The organism is Achromobacter pulmonis (assembly GCF_902859765.1).
GTDB classification, from domain to species: Bacteria; Pseudomonadota; Gammaproteobacteria; order Burkholderiales; family Burkholderiaceae_B; genus Achromobacter; species Achromobacter pulmonis.
In genome coordinates this window covers 321,594-337,323 of record NZ_CADIJV010000002.1, presented here as the reverse complement: position 1 = coordinate 337,323, position 15,730 = coordinate 321,594, and the positions used below count along the sequence as shown (strand labels likewise).

Annotated in this window: 15 protein-coding genes; 12 read left to right on the top strand and 3 right to left on the bottom strand. The window is 66.0% G+C overall.

Annotated elements, in window-relative coordinates:
* Positions 1–23: 23 nt before the first annotated feature.
* Positions 24–1,307 carry an MFS transporter gene (locus HV701_RS03155; RefSeq protein WP_175131626.1) on the bottom strand — a complete coding sequence of 428 codons (1,284 nt, stop codon included), beginning with the start codon at positions 1,305–1,307 and terminating at the stop codon, positions 24–26.
* A 131-nt stretch (positions 1,308–1,438) separates the two neighbouring features.
* Between HV701_RS03155 and HV701_RS03150 the strand changes: the two genes are divergently transcribed.
* The 3 genes from HV701_RS03150 to HV701_RS03140 all read left to right on the top strand — a co-directional run bounded on the left by HV701_RS03150 (position 1,439) and on the right by HV701_RS03140 (position 4,447).
* A complete protein-coding gene (locus HV701_RS03150; protein ID WP_244957829.1) occupies positions 1,439–2,059 on the top strand; it encodes a TetR/AcrR family transcriptional regulator in 621 nt (206 codons plus the stop codon).
* Between the two features lie 195 nt (positions 2,060–2,254).
* Positions 2,255–2,476: an XRE family transcriptional regulator gene (locus HV701_RS03145; protein WP_175131625.1), complete on the top strand. Its 222-nt coding sequence runs from the start codon at positions 2,255–2,257 to the stop codon at positions 2,474–2,476.
* 288 nt (positions 2,477–2,764) lie between these two features.
* Entirely contained in the window at positions 2,765–4,447 is a 1,683-nt protein-coding gene (locus HV701_RS03140) for an ABC transporter ATP-binding protein/permease (protein WP_175131624.1), read from the top strand.
* 48 nt (positions 4,448–4,495) lie between these two features.
* Here HV701_RS03140 and HV701_RS03135 read toward each other — a convergent pair whose 3' ends face one another.
* Positions 4,496–5,785, bottom strand: coding sequence for an Nramp family divalent metal transporter (locus tag HV701_RS03135; protein ID WP_175131623.1), 1,290 nt, complete (start codon positions 5,783–5,785; stop codon positions 4,496–4,498).
* A 122-nt stretch (positions 5,786–5,907) separates the two neighbouring features.
* On the bottom strand, positions 5,908–6,333 hold the full coding sequence (locus HV701_RS03130) for an OsmC family protein (protein WP_175131622.1): 426 nt from the start codon (positions 6,331–6,333) through the stop codon (positions 5,908–5,910).
* Positions 6,334–6,560: 227 nt separating this feature from the next.
* On the opposite strand from HV701_RS03130, the gene lhpI reads away from it, so the two are divergent.
* The 9 genes from lhpI to HV701_RS03085 all read left to right on the top strand — a co-directional run bounded on the left by lhpI (position 6,561) and on the right by HV701_RS03085 (position 15,697).
* Positions 6,561–7,505: a bifunctional Delta(1)-pyrroline-2-carboxylate/Delta(1)-piperideine-2-carboxylate reductase gene (lhpI, locus tag HV701_RS03125; RefSeq protein WP_175131621.1), complete on the top strand. Its 945-nt coding sequence runs from the start codon at positions 6,561–6,563 to the stop codon at positions 7,503–7,505.
* A 37-nt stretch (positions 7,506–7,542) separates the two neighbouring features.
* Entirely contained in the window at positions 7,543–8,712 is a 1,170-nt protein-coding gene (locus HV701_RS03120) for an ABC transporter substrate-binding protein (RefSeq protein ID WP_175131620.1), read from the top strand.
* Between the two features lie 175 nt (positions 8,713–8,887).
* Positions 8,888–9,802: an ectoine/hydroxyectoine ABC transporter substrate-binding protein EhuB gene (ehuB, locus tag HV701_RS03115; protein WP_175131619.1), complete on the top strand. Its 915-nt coding sequence runs from the start codon at positions 8,888–8,890 to the stop codon at positions 9,800–9,802.
* Between the two features lie 9 nt (positions 9,803–9,811).
* Complete coding sequence (ehuC, locus tag HV701_RS03110) at positions 9,812–10,465, top strand: ectoine/hydroxyectoine ABC transporter permease subunit EhuC (RefSeq protein ID WP_175131618.1); 654 nt, start codon at positions 9,812–9,814, stop codon at positions 10,463–10,465.
* Positions 10,462–11,133: an ectoine/hydroxyectoine ABC transporter permease subunit EhuD gene (gene ehuD, locus HV701_RS03105; RefSeq protein WP_175131617.1), complete on the top strand. Its 672-nt coding sequence runs from the start codon at positions 10,462–10,464 to the stop codon at positions 11,131–11,133. The genes ehuC and ehuD overlap by 4 nt, the downstream gene beginning before the upstream one ends.
* Entirely contained in the window at positions 11,130–11,900 is a 771-nt protein-coding gene (gene ehuA, locus HV701_RS03100) for an ectoine/hydroxyectoine ABC transporter ATP-binding protein EhuA (RefSeq protein ID WP_175131616.1), read from the top strand. The genes ehuD and ehuA overlap by 4 nt, the downstream gene beginning before the upstream one ends.
* Before the next feature lie 124 nt (positions 11,901–12,024).
* Complete coding sequence (locus HV701_RS03095) at positions 12,025–13,137, top strand: NADH:flavin oxidoreductase/NADH oxidase (protein WP_175131615.1); 1,113 nt, start codon at positions 12,025–12,027, stop codon at positions 13,135–13,137.
* Between the two features lie 227 nt (positions 13,138–13,364).
* Positions 13,365–14,564, top strand: coding sequence for a tyrosine-type recombinase/integrase (locus HV701_RS03090; protein ID WP_003056225.1), 1,200 nt, complete (start codon positions 13,365–13,367; stop codon positions 14,562–14,564).
* Positions 14,561–15,697, top strand: a complete 1,137-nt coding sequence (locus HV701_RS03085) for a PDDEXK nuclease domain-containing protein (protein ID WP_003056224.1) — start codon at positions 14,561–14,563, stop codon at positions 15,695–15,697. Before HV701_RS03090 ends, HV701_RS03085 begins: the two co-directional genes overlap by 4 nt.
* Positions 15,698–15,730 lie beyond the last annotated feature (33 nt).

Here is a 15,730-nt window from a genome sequence, read left to right as displayed (position 1 = left end):
TTTCTTTTGCATGGCGTCGAACATTACGCAGCTTGCGCCACGGCCCGTTCACGCCCGATCAGCAATGCGATGATCGCGGCGATCAGGCCGGTGGCGCCAGCCGCGACAAAGGCCATCAGGTAGCTGCCTTGCGACTGGCGCACCACGCCTGCCATCCAGGCGGCGCTGGCCGCGCCCAGCTGGTGGCCGGCCACGATCCAGCCGAACACGATGGGCGCCTCGCGGTCGCCGAAGGCCTCGGTGGCCAGACGCAGCGTGGGCGGCACGGTGGCGATCCAGTCCAGGCCGAAGAACACGGCGAAGATGGCCAGGCTGTAGAACGAAAAGTCGGAATAGGGCAGGTAGATCAGCGCCAGGCCGCGCAGCCCGTAATAGACGAACAGCAGCTTGCGCGGATCGTAGCGGTCGGTCAGCCAGCCCGAGGCGGTGGTGCCGAACAGGTCGAAGATGCCCATGATCGCCAGCAGGCCGGCCGCCTGCACTTCGGGCATGCCGTGATCGCCGCAGAGCGCGATCAGGTGCGTGCCGACCAGGCCGTTGGTGGTGAAACCGCAGATGAAGAAGGTGGCGAACAGGAACCAGAAGGTGCGGGTCCTGGCGGCGCGGCCCAGGGCGCCGAAGGTGGCGGCGATCATGCCGGTGCGTGGCGCCGCGGGCGCGGACGGCGCGTGCGGATCGCTGCCGAACGGCACCAGGCCGACGCTGGCCGGGCGGTCCGGCACCAGCCACCAGGCCAGCGGCACCAGCGCGGCGGCCGCGCCGGCTACGGTCCACACCACCCGGGTCCAGTCGCCCGACGAGGCCAGCGCGGCCAGCAGCGGCAGGAAGATCAGCGTGCCGGTGGCCGTGCTGGCGGTCAGCAGGCCCATCATCAGGCCGCGATGCCTGGCGAACCAGCGGTTGACCACGGTAGCGCCCATGACCACGGCGACCGCGCCCGAACCGATGCCCGAGAACACCCCCCAGGTCATCAACAGGTGCCATGGCTGGGTCATGTAGGCGCTGAGGGCGCTGGAGGCGGCCATCAGCGACAGGGCAGCGATCAGCACGCGGCGCAGGCCGAAGCGTTCCATGGCGGCCGCGGCGAACGGTCCGACCAGACCGTACAGGAAGATGCCGACGGCGGCGGCGAACGAGGTGGTGCCGCGGTTCCAGCCGAAGTTCTGCTCCAGCGGCACCAGCAGCACACTGGGCGAGGAGCGCAGGCCGGCCGAGACCAGCAGGGCCAGGAACACGACCGCGACCACGACGAACGCATACTTCTGGCCGGCGCGGCGGAAGGGGGCAGGGGGGTGGGCTATACTCATGTTACTGACCGGTACGTAATTTGGTTTGCGAATAGTACGTACCGGTCAGTAACATCGTCAAGTGACATTTTGGCGACCCTGTTTTCAGGGCGGCCGGCCTCGCCGGCCGGTCTCAGTGAGGAGTCTCCGTTATGGCCAGCAAATCCGCGGCCGGTGGCAAGGCCGCCACCGACCAAACCTCCGCGAAACCGCTCCTGGCGGCCGATCGCATCCGCAAGACCGCGCGCGAGATGTTCTACCGCGACGGCATCCGGGCGGTGGGGGTGGACGCCATCGTCAACCAGGCTGGCGTCACCAAGCCCAGCCTGTATCGCAGCTTTTCGTCCAAGGACGAACTGGCCGCGACCTATCTGCGCGACTACGACGCCGAGTTCTGGGGGCGCTTCAACGCCGCCTGCGATGCGCATCCGGGCGATCCGCGGGCGCAGTTGCATGCCTATCTGTCGGGCCTGGGTGTGCGGGCGGTGCAGAACGGCTATCGCGGTTGCGGCCTGACCAACGCGGCGGTGGAATATCCCGAGGATAGCCATCCGGCGCGCGTGGTCGCGGTCGAGCACAAGGTCGAGCTGCGGCGGCGCCTGGCGGCCATGGCGGCCGAAATGGGGGCGCCCGATCCCGAGGCGCTGGGCGATGGCCTGCTGCTGCTGATCGAGGGCGCGTTCGTGTCGAGCCAGCTGTTCCGCGAGGGCGGGCCGGCGGGCCGGGTGGCCGAGATGGCCGACAAGTTGATCGCGGTTCATCTGGCACGCTGAGCGTGGGCGCCGGCGTGCCATTTTGCACTGCACAATAATGGTGCCAGACTTGGTGCCTCATGCACCGTTATGGTGGTGTTTGTACCCATTTCGCAACGGCAAAAATAATGCTAGGCATTTTTATTGCAACGCAGCAAACACGGATCTAACATGAATTCGTGTTGTTCCCCATCGCGCTTTCTCAAGGAGAGAATCATGAGCGATACCGCGTTGAAAAATGCCCGCATGTCGGATGCGCTGGAGCGGTCCCTGATCCGCGAGGCCATCAAAGCGGAAACCCTGTCCGGCCCGTTCTCGCGCATGGGCTGGCGCCGGCTCAAGCTGCGCCTGCGCCGCTTGGGCGGGGCCGTCGGCGAAGTGCTGCACGACATGGACGCTGGCCGTCGCCAGCACCCGGTGATCTCCGCCCGCCATTGAGCCGCGGGTCCGCACCAGAGAAAACGCCAGCAATCGCTGGCGTTTTTCATTCCGGCACGGTATGCCGCCGGCCTGCCTGCCGGCCGGCCGGCGGTGTGAGCACGTGGGGCTGTCCATAAGAAACCGGCGTTATTCGATCGTGCATCTGGGTGAGCGTGTCGGACGCCTTTGGGTTTTCAGACGGATTTCCGTCGCCTGCTGAATGCGGTCTGGGTAGATTCAATCTTTTGGAAATATCCCTGACCGGATCCGCGGCGTACCTTTTCGCCGCATAACGTGCTTTCCCAGATGAAATCCCTGTCCAGCCAGATGGCTGGCCTGATACGAATATGCATCCGCGGCCGTGCAGGACGCATTGGCATCCTGTACCTCATCGCCATTCTCATTCTTGGCTTTTGCGGCATCGCGGTCTCGCTACGCATGATCAGCTGGAGCGCGAGGTTTTACGATGCCCTGCAGCAGTTCGACGGCAGACAAATCCTGAAGCAGGCCGGTGTGTTCGCCGTGCTCACGGCGAGCAGTGCCGCGCTCCATCTGCTCGGCAGGTACTTGCAGCAAGTGCTGCAGATCAGGTGGCGCACCGCGTTGACCAATGAATTGATGTCCCGCTGGCTGCGGCACCAGACCCACTGGAAGTTGAGGATGGCGGGCAATGAGGTCGACAATCCCGACCAGCGCATTGCCGACGACTGCCGCATATTTTCCGAGCGTTTCATCGCGCAAGGATTGGGCTTCATCAACGAGCTGGTCGCGGCGGTTTCGTATTTTTCCGTGTTGTGGAACCTGTCGACCTTCGTGCTCTCCATCCCGCTATTCGGAGCAAGCATCCAGATCCCCAAGTACATGGTCTGGACCGCGCCGCTTTACGTCCTGTTGGCGAGCTTATTGACCCACGTGCTGGGAAGGCCATTGCAACAGCTGAACTTTGCGCAGCAGAAACGCGAGGCCGACTTCCGCTTTTGTCTCGGACACGTCCGCAGATCGTCTGAATCCATTGCCTTGCAGCGGGGCGAGCGCACCGAACGGCACATTCTTGACCGCTTCTACGCCCAAGTCGTGCAGAACTGGAGGTTGCTGATCAAGCGCGAGTTGATATTGGGATGCTTCACACGCCCGTACATGCAAACGGTATTGCGCATTCCGATGTTTCTCGCGTTGCCCGCCTTTATTGCGGGGAAAGTCACGCTGGGTGGCTTGATGCAGACCGCATCGGCATTTTCCAACGTTGTTACCACGTTGTCCTGGTTCATCTTCTCCTACAAAGATCTGGCCGAACTGGCCGCCACGACCGGGCGGCTGGCGAAGTTTCTCGCTGGGTGCGATCAGGCCTGCAAGATGGCGTCCGGCATCACCGTCAGGCGGGGGGCGGGCAATCGAGCCTTGTCGCTGCGCGGCGTCGTGCTCAACGCTCCGGAAGGCGAACACATCCTTACGATTCCCGACTTGACCTTGCGCTGTGGCGAGAATGTATGGATAAAAGGCGCATCGGGCGTCGGCAAAAGTACATTTTTCAAAGCACTGGCCGAGCTTTGGCCTTATGGCGAGGGCAGCATACGCCTGCCCGGCGGGAAGCTGTTTTTCTTACCGCAGCAACCGCATTTTCCGCTGGCGGACTTGCCTGCGGCCGGCGCTTATCCGATACCGTTGACGGCAATCTCCGCACAAGAATGGGCAGCGCTGGCGCGCCGCACGGCAATGGCACGGAAACCCGGGCACCCCGCCGAGTCATACGGACATGCGGCGGCGGCCGGGTTGTCCGGTGGCGAGATGCAGCGGCTTGGCCTCCTCAGTGTCATCGCCAATAACCCTGCCTGGGCTTTCCTCGATGAACCCTGCAGCGCGCTGGACGAATCCACCGCCCGGCAGATGCTGCGATTGCTTCATCGGAAGTTGCCGGGAACGACGTTTGTCATCGTCGCGCATCACATGCCCACGGGTATTCCCATTCACAGGACGATCGATTTCCGATAGCCCGATGCTCGGCGCCGCCTTTGCAAGCCGCCACGGGCGCTGCGGGGATCACGCCACCATGTCCACCAGCAGATAGCCATCCAGCAGGATGATGCCGATGGTGGCGACCGCCGCGGCCCAGGCCCAGGCGCCGCGCAATGCGTGGCGGCCCATCACCTGCTTGCGGCGGGCCAGCACCACCAGCGGACCCAGCGCGAAGGGCAGGGCCAGACTCAGGATGACCTGGCTCAGCACCAGCAACTGGTCGGGGTCCTGGCCGCCGGTGAAGGCCAGCAGGGCGGCGGCCACGGTGCCGGCGATCAGCCGCGTGGCCAGCGCGCGGCGGCGGTCGGACCAGCCGCTGTTGATCTGGAAGCCTTGCGACAGGATGCGGCCGGCCAGCACGCCGGTGATGGTGGAGCTTTGCCCGGCCGCATACAGGGCCACCGCGAACACGATGGCGGCGCCGATGCCGAGGGTATGGCCGATCACGGCGTGGGCGTCGTCCAGGCTGGAGACGATGAGGCCGGAGCCGGACAGCGAGGCCGCGGCGACGATCATGATGGCCGAGTTGATCAGCATGGCCAGGCCCAACGACACCACGGTGTCGTTGCGCGCCACGCGCATGGCCAGATCGCGGGCGTCGGCCGGCAGAGCCCGGGCACGCTGCGCCAGCGAACCAGAGTGCAGGTAGAGGTTGTGCGGCATCAGGGTCGCGCCCAGGATGCCCAGCGCGATCAGGAAGCCCTGCGGGTTGCGCAGCGCGTGGCCGGTCTGCGTCATGCCATGAGCCACGTCGGTCCAGGCTGGATTGGCCTTGAACAGCAGGAACACGAAAGATGCCGCCACCACCGACAGCAGCACGGCGATGACGCGCTCGTGGCGATCGGCATTGCCGCGCGTCAGGGCCAGCACCGCGAAGGTGCCGACGCCGGTGACGGCCACGCCGCCCAGCAGCGGCAGGTTGAACAGCAGGCGCAGCGCGATGGCGCCGCCGATGAGCTCGGCCAGCGCGGTGGCCAGGATGGCGGCCTCACCGGCCAGCCAGGCGGCCTTGGCGGTGTGCGGTGACAGATGGCGGGCGGTGAGGGTGGCGAGGTCTTCGCCGGTGGCCAGCGCCAGGCGCGATACCAGCACCTGGAAGCCCAGCGCCAGCAGCGCCGAGGCGATCACGACCACTAGCAGGCCGTAGCCGAAGCCGCTGCCGCCAGCGATGTCGGTGGCCCAGTTGCCCGGGTCGATGTAGCCTACCGCCACCAGGATGCCGGAACCGACCACCCGGCGCAGATTGGCCGTGACCTGGGCGTCCTGGGAGTACGCCGCCTTGCCGCCTGAAATCGCGTAGATGAATCGGGTCATGTCATTTCCTGAGAATGGTTCTCATTTTCCATGTCTCTGGCATGACCGTCAAATTGATTTTCGGCAAGGCCCGGATAGGGCGGGCCAATGGCGCCGCCCGCGGACGGGCCCGCCGCGACCGCTCAGGACTTGAGCTTGGCGTCCATGGTGATCCTGGCGTTGAGCACCTTGGAGACCGGGCAGCCCTTTTCGGCCTTGCGCGCGGCTTCCTCGAAGGCCTGGGCGCTGGCGCCGGGGATCACCGCCTCCACCGTCAAATGCACCGCGGTGATGGCGAAACCGTCGTCGGCCTTGTCGAGCGTGACCTCGGCCTTGGTGTCCAGGCTTTGCGCCGTCAGGCCGGCTTCGCCCAGGATGTTGGACAGCGCCATGGTGAAGCAGCCGGCGTGCGCGGCGCCCAGCAGTTCTTCGGGATTGGTGCCGGGGGTGTCGCCAAAGCGCGTATTGAAGCCATATGGCTGGTCCTTGAGCGCGCCGCTCTGCGTCGAAATCGTACCCTTGCCCGTCTTCAGATCGCCCGACCAGGCGGCGGTTGCGGTTTTCTTCATGCGTGACTCCTGTTGAGGGAACGCGCCCGCGACGGGCGCGTCCGGTTGGGGGAGCGCGCGGCCCGCCCGAGGGCGGTGCGCGTTGCCGGAAGGGGCATGGACCATGATACGGTGGCGGCGGCCGGCATCCGGCAAGCCGATGTAACCGCGGCGGGGGCGCCTTGCCAGCGTCACGCGGCGCCGTCACACTTCCTCCCTGGCTCAACCCGAACAGGCACTGGATACAGATGGTAGTGATCGACACTGAACAAACCCGCCGCGCATTGTCGTTCGACACGGCGATCCCGGCGCTGCGCGAGGCCTTCCGCCAGGGCGCCCACGTGCCCGCGCGCCACGTCCATGCCATCGAGTCGGGCGGCGCGCACGGCACCTCGCTGATCATGCCGGCCTGGAACGAGCAGGGCTATTTCGGCGTCAAGGTCATCAACATCTTTCCCGAGAACACGCGCCAGTCGCTGCCCGGCCTGCATGCCACCTACAACCTGTACAGCGCCCGCACCGGCGTGCCGCTGGCTCAGGTGGACGGCGACCTTGTGACCGTGTTCCGCACCGCCGGCGCGGCGGCCCTGGGCGCGTCCTACCTGGCGCGCGAGGATGCGCGGGTGCTGGCCATCGTGGGCTCGGGTCGCATCGCCGGGCTGGTGGCGCAGGCCATGCGCACGGTGCGGCCGATCGACAAGATATGGGTCTGGAACGTGCGTCCGGCCGGCGCCGAGGCGCTGGCGGCCACGCTGCGCGAACAGGGCTTCGACGCCAGCGCTACCGTCGACCTGGAGCAGGCCGTGCGCCAGGCCGACATCGTCAGTTGCGCGACGCTGTCGACCGTGCCGCTGGTGCGTGGCGATTGGTTGCGGCCAGGCACCCACCTGGACCTGATCGGCAGCTTCAAGCCCGACATGATCGAGACCGACACGGCCTGCTTCGACGGCGCCACGGTCTATGTGGACACCGACGAGGCACCGACCAAGGCGGGCGACCTGCTGGCCGCGTTCGAGGCCGGCGTGCTGGCGCGCGAGGATATTCGCGGCAATTTGACGGACCTGGTGCTGGGACGCGCGCCGGGCCGCGTTGGCGCGGCGGAAATCACGGTGTTCAAGGCGGTCGGCAGCGCCCTGGAAGACCTGACGCTGGCGGCGCTGGTCTACGAGACCTGCGGCGGTCAGGCAAAATAGCGCCATCCGCTGTTTTTCCCTTCTTCGAGCCGTCGTCATGTCCCGCTTCTTTCTTCGCTATGCCTGCGCCGTTGCACTGGCACTTCCCGCCCTGTCCGCCGCCCACGCCGAGATCGTGATCGGCGTGGATGTCTCCACCACCGGTCCGGCCGCGGCGATTGGCATCCAGACCAACAATGCCATCCGCCTGTGGCCCAGCACCCTGGGCGGCGAACCGGCGCGCTATGTCGTGCTGGATGACGGTACGGATGTCAGCCGCGCGGTCAAGAACCTGCGCAAGCTGACCTCGGAAGACAAGGTCGATGCCATCGTCGGCCCCAACACCACCGCCGCCGCGCTGGCCGCGCTCGACGTGCTGGCCGAGACGCGCACGCCGATGATCGCGCTGGCGGCCTCCAGCGTGATCGTCGAGCCGCTGTCCGATCCCAAGCGTGCCTGGGCCTTCAAGATGCCGCAGAACGATTCGCTGATGGCGACCGTGCTGGTCGAGGACATGAAGAAGAAGGGCTTCAAGAACGTGGCCTTCATCGGTTTTGCCGATTCCTACGGCGACAGCTGGTGGAAGGAATTCTCCGCGGCCGCCGGCAAGGACCTGAAGGTCGTTGCCCAGGAACGCTTCCAGCGCACCGATGCGTCGGTGGTGGGGCAGGTGCTGAAGGTGATCGCGGCCAAGCCTGATGCGGTGCTGATCGCCGGTGCCGGCACGCCGTCGGCGCTGCCGCAGAAGACGCTGCTCGAGCGCGGCTACACCGGCACGATCTACCAGACCCACGGTATCGGGACGCTGGAATTCCTGCAGGTTGGCGGCAAGGATGTCGAAGGCACGCTGTTCCCGACCGGCCCGGGCGTGGTGGCGCGCGAATTGCCCGATTCGAATCCGGTGAAGCAGGTGGCGGTGGCGTTTGCCGACAAGTACGAGCGCCAGTACGGCGCCCACACCCTGACGCAGTTCGCCGGCGATGCCTATGGCGCCTGGATGCTGCTGGATTCGGCGGTGGCGCGCGCGCTCAAGGGCGGCGCCAAGCCCGGCACCCCGGAATTCCGCGCGGCGCTGCGCGACGCCCTGGAGAACACGCGCGACCTGGTCGTGCCCAATGGGGTGCTCAATATTTCCAAGGACGATCACCAAGGCTTCGACGAGCGCGCCCGTGTGATGGGCGTGGTCCGCAACGGCAAGTTCTCCTATGCGGGGGCGGCACAAAAATAGGGACGAAATAGTCCCCTACGGTTCGTAACGAGTACTCACCCGCCATAGGGCCGGGTCGAGGAAAAGCAGGCTTCGGCCTGCTTTTTTTGTTCATATCGTTAGAGGTGAAATGATTTAATGTCGTATCATTTTTAGCGAAGCCATGTACCTAGAAATAAATTTGGGAGAAAAGACCATGATCGTCCAACGCACCCGCCGCGTCGTGCTGGCCCTGAGCCTGGGCCTGTTGGCCGCCTGCTCCGACTCCGGTTCGGACAAGACCGCCGCCAGCGGCGATAGCGCGCCCGCCGCCGGCGCCAGCACGTTGGAGGCCGCCAAGGCCGCCGGCAAGATCCGCATCGGCTACGCCAACGAGGCGCCGTTCGCTTACATGGACAGCAAAGAGGCCAAGGTCACGGGCGAGTCGGTGGAGATCGCCCGGGTGGTGCTCAAGCGCATGGGGATCAACGAGGTCGAAGGCGTGTTGACCGAGTTCGGTTCGCTGATTCCGGGCCTGCAGGCCAAGCGCTTCGACATCATCGCGGCCGGCATGTATGTCACGCCTGAACGCTGCGGCCAGGTGGCGTTCTCGAATCCGACCTATGGCGTGGGTCAGGCATTCCTGGTCAAGCAGGGCAATCCGAAGAACCTGCACAGCTACGAAGACGTGGTCAAGAACCCCGACGCCAAGCTGGGCGTGGTGGTGGGGGCCATCGAGGCCGAATACGCCGCCAAGGTCAAGGTGCCGCAGGGCCAGATCGTGGTGTTTCCGGACGCGGTCAGCGCGCTCTCCGGGGTCCAGGCCGGCCGCGCCGATGCCTATGCCGCCACCGCCTTGACGGTCAACGACCTGATGGGCAAGACCGATGCCGGCAGCGGCCTGCAGAAGGCCGAACCGTTCACCGACCCGGTGATCGACGGCAAGGGCGTACGCGGGTATGGCGCCTATGCCTTCCGCACCGAGGACAAGGCCTTCGCCGACGCCTTCAACGCCGAACTGGCCAAGTTCATCGGCACCGACGAGCACAAGAAATTGGTCGCGCCGTTCGGCTTCACGCCGGATGAATTGCCCAAGGGGGTCACGGCGGCCCAGCTCTGCGCCGGTCAGTAGGGGGCGCGGATGCAGCTCCTTTCCGAACATATCGCCGAGCTGGCGCCGCCGCTGCTGGAAGGCTTGGTGGTGACGCTGGAGATCATGGCGGGCGCCGTGGTCCTGGCGGTGCCGCTGGCGCTGGTGGCCGGCATCGGGCGCTTGTCGACGCTGCGGCCGGCGCGCTGGCTGGCGTCGATCTACATCGAAGTGTTCCGCGGCACGTCGGCGCTGGTGCAGTTGTTCTGGTTCTATTTCGTGCTGCCGCTGTTCGGCGTGCAACTGCCTGCCATGCTGGTGGGCATCGTGGTGCTGGCGCTCAACGCCGGCGCCTACGGCGCGGAGGTGGTGCGCGGCGCGATCCGCGCGGTGCCGCCCGGCCAGCGCGAGGCCGGCATCGCTCTGAACCTGACGCGCGGCCAGATCATGCGCCGCGTCGTGCTGCCGCAGGCCATCCCGGCGATGTTGCCGCCGGCCGGCAACCTGCTGATCGAACTGCTCAAGAACACCGCGCTGGTGTCGCTCATCACCATCACCGACCTGACCTTCCGTGGCCAGCTGCTGCGCAGCGAAACGCTGCGCACCACCGAGATCTTCACGCTCATGCTGCTGCTGTACTTCGCGGTGGCGCTGCTGATCACCGCTGGCGTGCGCCTGCTTGAACGGAGGGTCCGGATCCGATGAAACCGATATTCGACTGGTCCTTCGCGCTGGAAATCCTGCCCACGCTGGGCTCGGCGCTGGTCATCACCATCCAGGCCACGGTGCTGGGCATGCTGGTGGCCGTGACGCTGGGCCTGGCGCTGGCGCTGCTGCGGCGTTCGCGCGTGGCGCTGCTGTCGCTGCCTACGGCCTTCGTCATCGAGTTCGTGCGCAGCACGCCGCTGCTGGTGCAGATGTACTTCCTGTTCTACGTGCTGCCCTTGACCGGGCTGCGGATGTCGCCGTTGGCGACCGGCATCGTGGCGCTCGGCCTGCACTACGCCACCTATTGCGCCGAGGTCTACCGCGCCGGCATCGAGGCGGTGCCGCGCGGCCAGCTGGAAGCGGCGCGGGCCCTGAACATGTCGCCCTGGCGCACCGCCGTCGGCGTGGTGCTGCCGCAGGCAATTCCGCCGGTGGTGCCGGCTCTCGGCAATTACCTGGTGGCCATGTTCAAGGACACGCCGCTGCTGTCGGCGATCACGGTGGTCGAGTTGTTGCAGCAGAGCAAGATAATCGGCTCCACCACCTTCCGCTACACCGAACCCCTGACCCTGGTCGGCGCGCTGTTCCTGGCGCTCAGCCTGGTCGCGGCCTGGGGCGTGCGCGGCCTGGAGGCCCGCCTGCAACGATATGGAGGAAAACGATGAGTTCCAGCATCACCATCAAGGACCTGCACAAGCGCTATGGCGAGCTGGAGGTGCTCAAGGGCATCAATCTGGATATCCCCGCCGGCCAGACTGTGGCCGTGATCGGGCCGTCGGGCTCGGGCAAGTCGACCTTGCTGCGCGTCTTGATGACGCTGGACCAGCCGACCAGCGGGGACATCGAGATCGACGGCGAGTCGATGTGGACCGACGCCCAGGGCCGTCCGGCCGGCCCCAACTCCGAGCACCTGCGCAAGGTGCGCGGCAAGATCGGCATGGTGTTCCAGCACTTCAACCTGTTCCCGCACATGACGGCGCTCGGCAATACGATGGAAGCGCCGGTGCACGTGCTGGGGCTTTCGCGCAATCAGGCCCGCGAGCGCGCAGCGGAATACCTGGAGATGGTGGGGCTGGGCGACAAGCTCGACGTCTATCCGGCGCAGCTCTCGGGCGGCCAGAAGCAGCGCGTCGGCATCGCCCGCGCGTTGGCGATGCGCCCGGAGATCATGCTGTTCGACGAGGTCACTTCGGCGCTCGATCCGGAGCTGGTGGGCGGCATCCTGCAGATTCTGCGCGACCTGTCGTCGCGCAAGAGCATGACCATGATCATCGTCACTCACCAGATGAAGTTTGCCGAGCGCAGTTCGGACCGCACGCTGTTCTTCGACCAGGGCAACATCGTTGAGGACGCGGCGTCGCAGACACTGTTCAGCAATCCGCGGGAGGCGCGCACCCAGCAGTTCCTGGACTGCGTGATCGAAGGGCAATGAGCCAGGCGTGACAAGGCCGGCGCCGCCGCGCCCTAAGCCCCCACGCGGGCGTCGGGATTGGCGGCGCGTGCGCGAAGGTCGGCGCTATGCTGTGCATCCGCGTCCATCGCCTGGAGCCTTACGCATGAGTCATCTTTTCAGTCCCACGTCAGTCGGCAACGTCGCGCTGGCCAACCGTATCGTCATCGCGCCCATGTGCGAGTATTCGGCGGAGGAAGGCTGCGCCACCGACTGGCACATGATCCACCTGGGGCATCTGGCCCTGTCGGGGGCGGCCCTGCTGTTCACCGAAGCGACCGCGGTCGAGGCCGATGGCCGCATTTCGCCGGGCGACCTGGGCCTGTGGTCCGATCAGACCGAGGCCGCGCTGGGCCGCGTGGTCCAGGCGATACGGCGTTATTCGCCGATCAAGCTCGGTATCCAGTTGGGCCACGCCGGCCGCAAGGCGTCGAGCCATGCGCCCTGGGAAGGGGGCCAACTGGTGCCGCCGGAGCAGGGCGGCTGGCAGGGCTGGGCGCCTTCGGCGCTGCCGCACAATGCCGCCGAACCGGCGCCGCGCGCGCTCGACGCGGTCGGTCTGGCGCGGGTGCGCGATGCTTTCGTCGGCAGCGCCCGCCGCGCCATCGGCCTGGGTTTCGATGCCATCGAACTGCATGCGGCCCATGGCTACCTGCTGCACCAGTTCCTGTCGCCGCTGGCCAACCAGCGCGACGATGCGTATGGCGGCTCGCTGGAGAACCGCATGCGCTTCCCGCTGGAAGTATTCCGCGCGGTGCGCGAGGTGACGCCGGCGTCGGTGGCGCTGGGCGTGCGGGTGTCGGCCACCGATTGGGTCGAGGGCGGCTGGGATCTGGCGCAGACCGAGGCGTTCGCGGCGTGCTTGAAGGAAGCCGGCTGTGAGTTCATCGATGTCTCCAGCGGCGGGGTGTCGCCGTTGCAGAAAATCCCGGTGGGGCCGAACTATCAGGTGCCGTTCGCCGAGGCGATCAAGCGCTCGGTGGGTCTGCCCACCATCACCGTCGGCCTGATCACCGAGGCGCAGCAGGCCGAGGACATTCTGGCGCAGGGCCAGGCCGATATGGTGGCGCTGGCGCGCGGCATGCTGTATGACCCGCGTTGGCCCTGGCATGCCGCCGCGCAGTTGGGCGGCCAGGTCAATGCGCCGCGCCAGTACTGGCGCTCGCAGCCGCGCGACCTGAAAGAACTGTTCGGGGAGACCCGCTTCGGCCAGCGCTAGCGGCCGCAGCCGTCGTCCAATGAAAAACGCCGCATGACGCGGCGTTTTTCATTTCACCATGACTCCAGCACCGAACTTTGCTGGACTACGCCGAAGCCCGATACAGCAGGTTTATCAATAACTTAGGCGAGTCCAACATATGCCGGTGCTTTCCGAAACCTGACCCGGCTTCCCCTCTGATGGCCCCTACATGGCTCTTGGGAATCGGGTCTTTCCGAGGAGTCATCGTGGCAAAACTCAAGCTCACCAAGTCCGCAGTCGATGCGGCACAACCCCAGGCGCAGGCCGTCGAACTCCGGGACACGCTGGTGCCCGGCTTCCTGTGCAAGGTTACACCAGCGGGCCGCAAGGTGTTCATGCTCCAGTACCGCACGAACGCTGGCGAGCGGCGCAAGCCCGCCCTGGGCCTGTACGGGGAACTGACCGTCGAGCAGGCCCGCTCGCTGGCCCAGGAATGGCTGGCCGAGGTGCGCCGGGGCGGCGACCCCAGCGCGGCCAAGGCCGCCGCCCGTTCAGCCCCCACGGTCAAGGAGCTGTGTACCAAGTTCATGGAGGATTACTCCAAGCAGCGCAACAAGCCCAGCACCCAGCGCGGGTATCAGGCCGTCATCGACCGCTGCATCGTTCCGATGCTGGGCCGTTTGAAGGTCCAGGACGTGAAGCGCCCGGACGTGGCCACGGCGATGAAGAAGATGGCGCACAAGCCGGCCGAGGCCAACCGTGCTTTCAGCGTGATGCGCAAGATGTTCAACCTGGCCGAGGTGTGGGGCCACCGGCCTGACGGCACCAACCCCTGCCGCCACGTCCCGATGTACCCCAACGGCAAGGCCACCCACCTCATCAGCGACGAGGACATGGGCAAGCTGTTTCGGCGACTGGAGCACATCGAAGCCGAGGGTCTGGAGAACTACGTCATCCCGCTGGCGATCCGCCTTCAATTCGAGTTCGCCGGCCGCCGCTCCGAAATCGTGACGCTCCGATGGGATTGGGTGGACCTGGACAACCGCCGCGTGGTCTGGCCGGACAGCAAGACGGGCGGCATGTCCAAGCCCATGAGCGAGGAAGCCTATCGACTGCTCTCGACGGCGCCACGGCAGGAAGGCACTCCCTATGTGCTGCCGTCTCCAAGCCATCCCGGCAAGCACCTGACCACGGGCGAGTATTACGGCGGCTGGAGCCGCGCCCTCAAGGCGGCGGGCGCCACGCACGTCGGCACGCATGGCATCCGCCACCGCTCCGCGACCGACATTGCCAACTCGGGCATCCCGGTCAAGGTCGGCATGGCGCTGACGGCGCACAAGACCGTGGCGATGTTCATGCGCTACGTCCACACCGAGGACGATCCGGTGCGCAAGGCGGCCGAGCTGGTGGCGAACCGGCGCAAGACGATCACCGAGGCGCAGCGGCCTGCGGAGGTGGCTGCATGACCAAGAAGGCGCCTGCGATGGCGGGAGTCGCACCCGCCGCCGTGCCTGCCGGCTACGCCGGCATCCACGGCGGCATCGTGGATCTGCTCGATGCCGCGCGCCAGACGGCAGCGCGCAGCGTCAATGCGCTGATGACGGCCAGCTACTGGGAGATTGGCCGCCGCATCGTGGAGGCCGAGCAACAGGGCAAGCGGCGCGCGGGTTATGGCGAGCAGTTGATCGAGCGGCTGGCAAGCGACCTCACCCAGCAGTTCGGCCGTGGCTTCAGCCGTCAGAACCTGCAGCAGATGCGGTCGTTTTTTCTGACCCGGCCAATTCGCCAGACAGTGTCTGGCGAATCTTCCCCGGAGCCAGTGCGGCCTTGGCGGCTGGACGAGCTGGCGCAGGTCTTCACGCTGCCGTGGTCGGCCTATGTGCGGCTGTTGTCGGTCAAGGACGAGCATGCGCGCCAGTTCTATGAAGCCGAGGCCTTGCGCGGCGGCTGGAGCGTGCGCCAGTTGGATCGGCAGATCGGCAGCCAGTTCTACGAGCGCACGGCGCTGTCGAAAAACAAGGCGGCGATGCTGGCCAAGGGCGCGGTGGCCAAGCCCGAAGATGCCGTCGCGCCCGGCGATGCCATCAAAGACCCCTATGTGCTGGAGTTCCTCGACCTCAAGGACGAGTATTCGGAGTCCGATCTGGAGGCCGCCTTGATCCGGCGGCTGGAAGACTTCCTGCTCGAATTGGGTGAAGGGTTCACCTTCATTGGACGGCAGCGGCGCTTGCGCATCGACCAGACCTGGTATCGGGTGGACTTGCTGCTGTTCCATCGCAAGTTACGCTGCCTGGTCATCATCGACCTGAAGCTGGGGAGTCTGACGCATGCGGACGTAGGCCAGATGCACATGTACTGCAACTATGCCAAGGAACACTGGGCCTATCCCGAGGAGAACCCGCCGGTGGGGCTGATTCTTTGTGCCGACAAGGGGCTCGCCCTGGCGCGGTATGCGCTGGAGGGCTTACCCACCAAGGTCATGGCGGCGAACTACCGGATGGTTCTGCCGGATACCGATGTGCTGCAAAAGGAACTGGAAAGCACGCGGCTCTTGCTAGAGTCTCGCGGAACGATTCGTCCCAAGACGTGGAAGCGGTAGACACACCTGCGGAGCTATACGCCTGTTTGGAGA

Excerpts from the sequence above, each read along its gene's own strand:
- ehuC (WP_175131618.1), top strand. The coding sequence starts at position 9,812 with ATGCAGCTCCTTTCCGAACATATCGCCGAGCTGGCGCCGCCGCTGCTG.
- HV701_RS03150 (WP_244957829.1), top strand. The coding sequence starts at position 1,439 with ATGGCCAGCAAATCCGCGGCCGGTGGCAAGGCCGCCACCGACCAAACC.
- ehuA (WP_175131616.1), top strand. The coding sequence starts at position 11,130 with ATGAGTTCCAGCATCACCATCAAGGACCTGCACAAGCGCTATGGCGAG.
- HV701_RS03135 (WP_175131623.1), bottom strand. The coding sequence starts at position 5,785 with ATGACCCGATTCATCTACGCGATTTCAGGCGGCAAGGCGGCGTACTCC.
- ehuB (WP_175131619.1), top strand. The coding sequence starts at position 8,888 with ATGATCGTCCAACGCACCCGCCGCGTCGTGCTGGCCCTGAGCCTGGGC.
- HV701_RS03085 (WP_003056224.1), top strand. The coding sequence starts at position 14,561 with ATGACCAAGAAGGCGCCTGCGATGGCGGGAGTCGCACCCGCCGCCGTG.
- HV701_RS03095 (WP_175131615.1), top strand. The coding sequence starts at position 12,025 with ATGAGTCATCTTTTCAGTCCCACGTCAGTCGGCAACGTCGCGCTGGCC.
- HV701_RS03155 (WP_175131626.1), bottom strand. The coding sequence starts at position 1,307 with ATGAGTATAGCCCACCCCCCTGCCCCCTTCCGCCGCGCCGGCCAGAAG.
- HV701_RS03120 (WP_175131620.1), top strand. The coding sequence starts at position 7,543 with ATGTCCCGCTTCTTTCTTCGCTATGCCTGCGCCGTTGCACTGGCACTT.
- HV701_RS03130 (WP_175131622.1), bottom strand. The coding sequence starts at position 6,333 with ATGAAGAAAACCGCAACCGCCGCCTGGTCGGGCGATCTGAAGACGGGC.
- ehuD (WP_175131617.1), top strand. The coding sequence starts at position 10,462 with ATGAAACCGATATTCGACTGGTCCTTCGCGCTGGAAATCCTGCCCACG.
- HV701_RS03140 (WP_175131624.1), top strand. The coding sequence starts at position 2,765 with ATGAAATCCCTGTCCAGCCAGATGGCTGGCCTGATACGAATATGCATC.
- lhpI (WP_175131621.1), top strand. The coding sequence starts at position 6,561 with ATGGTAGTGATCGACACTGAACAAACCCGCCGCGCATTGTCGTTCGAC.
- HV701_RS03145 (WP_175131625.1), top strand. The coding sequence starts at position 2,255 with ATGAGCGATACCGCGTTGAAAAATGCCCGCATGTCGGATGCGCTGGAG.